This is a genomic window from Candidatus Desulfolinea nitratireducens (assembly GCF_982879505.1).
In genome coordinates, this window is sequence record NZ_CEYOSI010000221.1 from 1 (window position 1) to 5,691 (window position 5,691).

A 5,691-nucleotide genomic window follows, 5' to 3' on the forward strand; every position below is an offset into this window, starting at 1 on the left:
GTCTACAACGAAGAGGAAAGTCTTCCCTTGCTATTTGATGCCATCCATCAAGCCTTGGCTTCTCTTTCTCGTTCATGGGAGGTTGTCCTTGTTGATGACGGGAGCCAGGATGGGAGCCTTGGCGTTCTTAAAACCCTTGCTGAGAAAGATCCAGAGCATATCCGGGTTGTTGCCTTTCGCCGAAACTTTGGTCAAACAGCTGCCATCGCTGCGGGGATTGACTACTCAAAAGGCGAAGTTATCATTCTTCTTGACGCCGACCTCCAAAACGACCCTGCTGATATCCCCATGATGCTTGAAAAAATGGACGAAGGTTACGATGTTGTTAGCGGTTGGCGTGTTAAACGAAAAGATACATTTATCACCCGAACCCTTCCATCTCGCATGGCAAATGGGTTGATCTCACGTATAACAGGTGTAGAACTCCATGATTATGGCTGTACTCTCAAAGCCTATCGACGAGAAGTTATCACAGGCTTCCACCTTTATGGAGAGATGCATCGCTTTATCCCCGTCTTTGCCCATGCTGTTGGTGCAAAGATTATCGAGGTTCCCGTTCGCCATCATCCACGTCGCTTTGGGCAGGCAAAATATGGCTTGGAACGGATAACAAAAGTCCTCCTTGATCTTTTCACAGTCAAATTTTTGCTTAGTTATTCGGCCAAGCCGATCTATCTTTTTGGAGGAGCAGGCATAGGTATAATCACCTTTAGCACATTCCTGTTGCTATTTCTTTTTGTCAGGCGCATATTCTTTGGTATCTCAGTCTTTGGCTCGCCTATATTCCAAATTAGTGCGATGTTTTTTATCTTGGGTTTCCAATCAATTTTAATGGGTTTAATTGCAGAGTTACAAGTTCGAACATACCACGAGTCACAACAGAAACCGACCTATACCGTTCGTAAAACCATCAATATCTTTAAAAATAAATAATGCGTATCCTTGTATTAATTCATGAGTTTCCTCCTGTTGGTGGTGGTGGCGGCCGTGTTGCACAAGATATTGCGCAAGGTCTGTTCCAACGCGGTCATGAGATCGTTATCATTGCACCTCATCTCAAAGGATTACCTCGTGAAGAAGTTATAGATGGAATTCGAATCATCCGTGTACCCTCATTGCGACGTGAAGCCTTTAGAGCGGGGCTGTTCACAATGGGAGCATATCTCCTCTGTGGGCTTTGGGTGGGCCTTCGCTTAACCAACAAGTGGAAGCCTGATATTATCCACGTGCATTTCGCCGTTCCGGCCGGGGTCCTGGCTTGGGTGTTATCATGGATGAAGGGAATCCCCTACATCCTCACTATTCACCTTGGCGATGTTCCTGGTGGGGCTCCAGAAAAAACCGATGGCTGGTTTCGCTGGATTTTTCCCTTCACGCGCCCTATTTGGCGTGATGCCAAAAAAGTGATTGCTGTTAGTGAATTTACACGTCAACTTGCCCTCAAGCACTATCCGGTAGAGATTGAAGTCATTCATAACGGTGTAGATCTGATAAGGCTTGATCCTGGAGAGATTCATATTCAAAATCCTCCGCGCATCATCTTTGCTGGTCGACTTATGCTACAGAAGAACCCTCTTCAAATCGTAAGAACTCTGGCCAAGGTAAAAGATCTCCCTTGGGAATGTGTTCTTCTCGGAGACGGTCCCATGCGCGAAGATGTTGAAAATGAAATCATCCGCCACAACCTTCAGGACAGATTCACCCTCCCTGGCTGGGTCAGTCCCGAAGAAGTAATAGGATGGTTTCGAAACAGCGACATACTATTCATGCCCTCTCTCTCCGAAGGGCTTCCTGTTGTCGGTGTCCAAGCCCTTGCAATGGGATTGGCAATGGTTGTCAGCAATATTGGCGGCTTTGTGGAATTGGTTGATAGTGGGAAGAATGGTTTTTTGGTTGATCATCTGAATGATTATGAAAATAAAATGCGTTATCTTTTGAGCAGTCCCACAGATTTGATTGCCTGTCGCGAAGCGAGCCGCATTCATGCGGAAAAATTTTCTCTTGAAAAAATCGTATTAGATTATGAAACATTTTTGTGAATTGGGTAAAGGACGTATTTGAAATGACAAGTAAAAACTTTGCAGCAATTGGCGTTGCGGGCTATATTGCCCCTCGTCACCTCAAGGCTATTCAGGATACTGATAACCGGTTGATTGCAGCCACGGATATAACTGATTCGGTTGGTATCCTAGATCGGTATACGCAAGATGTGCGCTTTTTCACTGAAATCGAAAGATTTGACCGCCATCTAGAAAAACTACGGCGCGGTCCAGAGGCGGAACGTGTTCATTATGTCAGCATTATGACCCCCAATTATTTGCATGATGCGCATTGCCGTCTTGCTCTTCGGGTTGGGGCAAACGCGATTTGTGAGAAGCCTCTCGTGATCAACCCCTGGAATTTGGATCAGCTCGCATTAGTTGAAGAAGAATATCAGGGAAAAATTAACACTATCTTGCAGTTGCGCGTACATCCTTCTTTGATTGCGCTAAAAGAAAAACTGGAAAAGGATCAATCTGGGAAGCAACATGATGTTTTGCTGACTTACGTCACCTCGCGAGGCCCCTGGTACCATACCTCGTGGAAAGGATCCCCTGAAAAATCGGGTGGCATAGCTACCAATATAGGCATCCATTTCTTCGATATGCTCCAGTGGCTTTTTGGAAAGCCCGGAAAGGTCAAGCTCTATCGCTCAGAAGACAGGAGCATGTCTGGCTTTGTGGAATTTGAACGCGCACAAGTCCGCTGGTTTCTTTCTGTAGATGAAAATGACCTCCCTGTGCCTATTGAGCCGGGCAAACCAAAAACATACCGCTCGATCACCGTAGACGGTGATGAAATTGAATTCTCTGGTGGATTCACAGATTTGCATACCCGTGTTTATGAGCGTACCCTTGCAGGCAATGGCTTCGGGCTTGATGATGCCCGCCCCTCAATTGAATTAACCTACAGAATTCGCAATACGTCCCTTTCGAAGGTAGATGCCCTGGCGCACCCACTGCTAAGGAAATAAGTATGGCTGATTCTTTTATCCACTCATCCAGTTTTGTTGACGAGGGTGCCGTTATTGGCGAAGGCACAAAAATTTGGCATTTTTGCCATATCATGCCGAAGACCCAGATCGGCGAAAATTGCAATATCGGGCAAAATGTTTTTGTTGCCTCCGATGTTGTCATCGGGAATAATGTTAAGATTCAAAATAATGTTTCGATCTATACAGGCGTAATTTTGGACGACGATGTTTTTCTAGGCCCCTCGATGGTCTTCACCAATGTGATCAATCCTCGCAGTCATGTTAATCGGCGTGGTGAATATATGAGCACCCACGTCAAACGCGGGGTTACGATCGGAGCGAATGCGACTGTGGTCTGTGGCGCCACGCTTGGGGAATATTCTTTTGTTGGGGCCGGGGCAGTGGTCACCAAAAATGTCCCGCCCTATGCATTGGTTTATGGGAATCCAGCCCAAATCCAGGGGTGGTTCTGCCAATGTGGCATCAAACTCCCATTTAGTGTAGAAGGTCAGGATGAACATGTTACCTGCGCAGAATGCGGGATTCATTATCAAAAATCTGGCGAAGAGATTCAGCAAATTGGAGAAGGAAAATGACCAAGATAAATGTCCCCTTGCTTGATCTGGTAGCTCAATATCAGGAAATAAAACCTGAAATGGACGCAGCGATCCAGCGTGTTCTCGACTCTGGACATTTCATTTTAGGGCCTGATGTGGCCGCTTTTGAAAAAGAAACAGCTGCTTATTTGAGCGTCGCGCATGGGATCGGGGTCGCCTCTGGGACAGATGCACTTCTGCTTGCCTTGCGCGCCCTTGAAATTGGGCCTGGTGACGAAGTGATTTTGCCCGCCTATACTTTCTTTGCCACCATCGGGACTGTTTTACATGTTGGCGCAACACCTATTTTAGTTGATATTGACGAGCAAACTTATTGCATAAATATCGAGCAGACGCGCGCCAAAGTGACTTCTGCGACAAAGGCAATCATTCCCGTTCATCTATATGGGCAAGCTGCAGAGATGGATGCCTTAACCGAAATCGCACGCGAGCATGATCTGAGCATTATCGAGGATAATGCCCAGGCTTTTGGTGCAGAATACAAAGGCAGGAAGACGGGAGGAATCAGTGATATTGGCTGCTTGAGCTTTTTCCCGAGTAAGAATCTGGGCGGTTATGGCGATGGCGGGATGATTGTCACCAATAATCTTGAACTCGCAGAAAAAATACGCATGTTACGTGCCCACGGTTGGAAGAAGAAATATTTTCCTGAAATCCTGGGCTACAACAGCCGATTGGATGCGCTTCAGGCTGCTGTTTTACGTGTGAAATTAAAACATATTGATCGCTGGAACGATGGGCGCCGCAAAGTGGCTCATACTTACCGTAATGCGCTGGCAGATTTTACCAATCTTGAAACACCCTTTGAAGCGCCCAATCGAAAGCATGTTTATCACCTCTATATTCTGCAAATGAAGAACCGCGATCAGGTTCAAGAGAAACTCAAAGAAGCAGGCATTGGCACAAGCATTTACTATCCCCAACCTCTTCATTTGGCAGAGCCTTGTCGCGAGCTGGGCTACACAGAAGGAGATTTTCCTGTTACAGAGAAGGCCAGTCGAGAAACTTTGGCGATTCCTATTTATCCTGAAATGACTGCTGCGCAGATAGAATATGTCATCGATGTGGTGAAGAAAAGTGTTTTATGAAAATCTTTACTGTCATCGGTGCAAGGCCACAATTTATTAAGGTTGCGCCAGTTAGCAAGGCACTTCGAGAAGCTAGGCACCAGGAATTCTTGGTGCATACCGGCCAACATTATGACCCCCAAATGTCGCAAATCTTTTTTGACGAGATGGGCATCCCCACGCCAAACGTTAATCTCGAAGTCGGCTCAGGGAATCATGGTTGGCAAACAGGGCAAATGCTGATCGGGATCGAGAATCTGCTCCTCGAAGAAAAACCGGATTGTGTTCTCGTCTATGGCGATACGAACTCGACCCTGGCTGGCTCATTGGCAGCCGTAAAGCTGCATATCCCAATTGCGCACGTGGAAGCGGGACTGCGATCATTTAACCGTCAAATGCCCGAAGAGCATAACCGCGTTCTGACCGACCACGCCTCTGATTTCCTCTTCTGTCCGACTCAAAGAGCCGTTGAAAATTTGGAGCGAGAAAATATTACGCGTGGCGTCCACAATGTGGGCGATGTTATGTATGATGCGATCTTGCAGTTTTCAGAGCTTTCAGAATCCCACTCAACGCTCTTGACATTGCTAGGTATTTCTTCCAAAGAATATTTTCTAGCAACCATTCATCGCCCATCGAATACAGATAACCCCAAAAATCTAATGTCTATCTTCGAGGCTTTCCGCGAACTGGATGAAACGATCATCTTTCCCGTCCACCCCCGCACTCGCGGCAAAATTACAAAGTTGATTGATGATATTGAAAACTTTGCTCCAAAGATCAAGCTAATCGAGCCCGCCGGCTATCTTGATATGCTTTCGCTGGAGAAAAACGCTCGCATGATATTGACAGATTCAGGCGGTATCCAAAAAGAAGCTTATTGGCTGCAAGTTCCTTGTGTAACTTTTCGTGAGGAGACAGAGTGGGTAGAAACTGTAAATGCCGGGTGGAATAAAATTGTTGGCGCGAACACAAAGTCAATTTACTCTGCAGT

Annotated in this window: 6 protein-coding genes; all 6 read left to right on the forward strand. The window is 46.3% G+C overall.

All coding sequences use genetic code 11. The annotated features are described in order from the left end of the window. A partial coding sequence (locus AC3DOM_RS15010) for a glycosyltransferase family 2 protein (RefSeq protein ID WP_487919856.1) occupies positions 1–933 on the forward strand: 933 nt, incomplete at its 5' end. Continuing rightward, positions 933–2,039, forward strand: coding sequence for a glycosyltransferase family 4 protein (locus AC3DOM_RS15015; protein WP_487919857.1), 1,107 nt, complete (start codon positions 933–935; stop codon positions 2,037–2,039). The genes AC3DOM_RS15010 and AC3DOM_RS15015, both read left to right, overlap by 1 nt. Before the next feature lie 23 nt (positions 2,040–2,062). Next, positions 2,063–3,013, forward strand: coding sequence for a Gfo/Idh/MocA family oxidoreductase (locus AC3DOM_RS15020; RefSeq protein WP_487919858.1), 951 nt, complete (start codon positions 2,063–2,065; stop codon positions 3,011–3,013). 2 nt (positions 3,014–3,015) lie between these two features. Then, positions 3,016–3,609: an acyltransferase gene (locus AC3DOM_RS15025; RefSeq protein ID WP_487919859.1), complete on the forward strand. Its 594-nt coding sequence runs from the start codon at positions 3,016–3,018 to the stop codon at positions 3,607–3,609. Further along, positions 3,606–4,718: a DegT/DnrJ/EryC1/StrS family aminotransferase gene (locus tag AC3DOM_RS15030; protein ID WP_487919860.1), complete on the forward strand. Its 1,113-nt coding sequence runs from the start codon at positions 3,606–3,608 to the stop codon at positions 4,716–4,718. The genes AC3DOM_RS15025 and AC3DOM_RS15030 overlap by 4 nt, the downstream gene beginning before the upstream one ends. Continuing rightward, on the forward strand, positions 4,715–5,691 hold a 977-nt coding region (gene wecB / locus AC3DOM_RS15035; protein WP_487919861.1), incomplete at its 3' end, for a non-hydrolyzing UDP-N-acetylglucosamine 2-epimerase. The genes AC3DOM_RS15030 and wecB, both read left to right, overlap by 4 nt.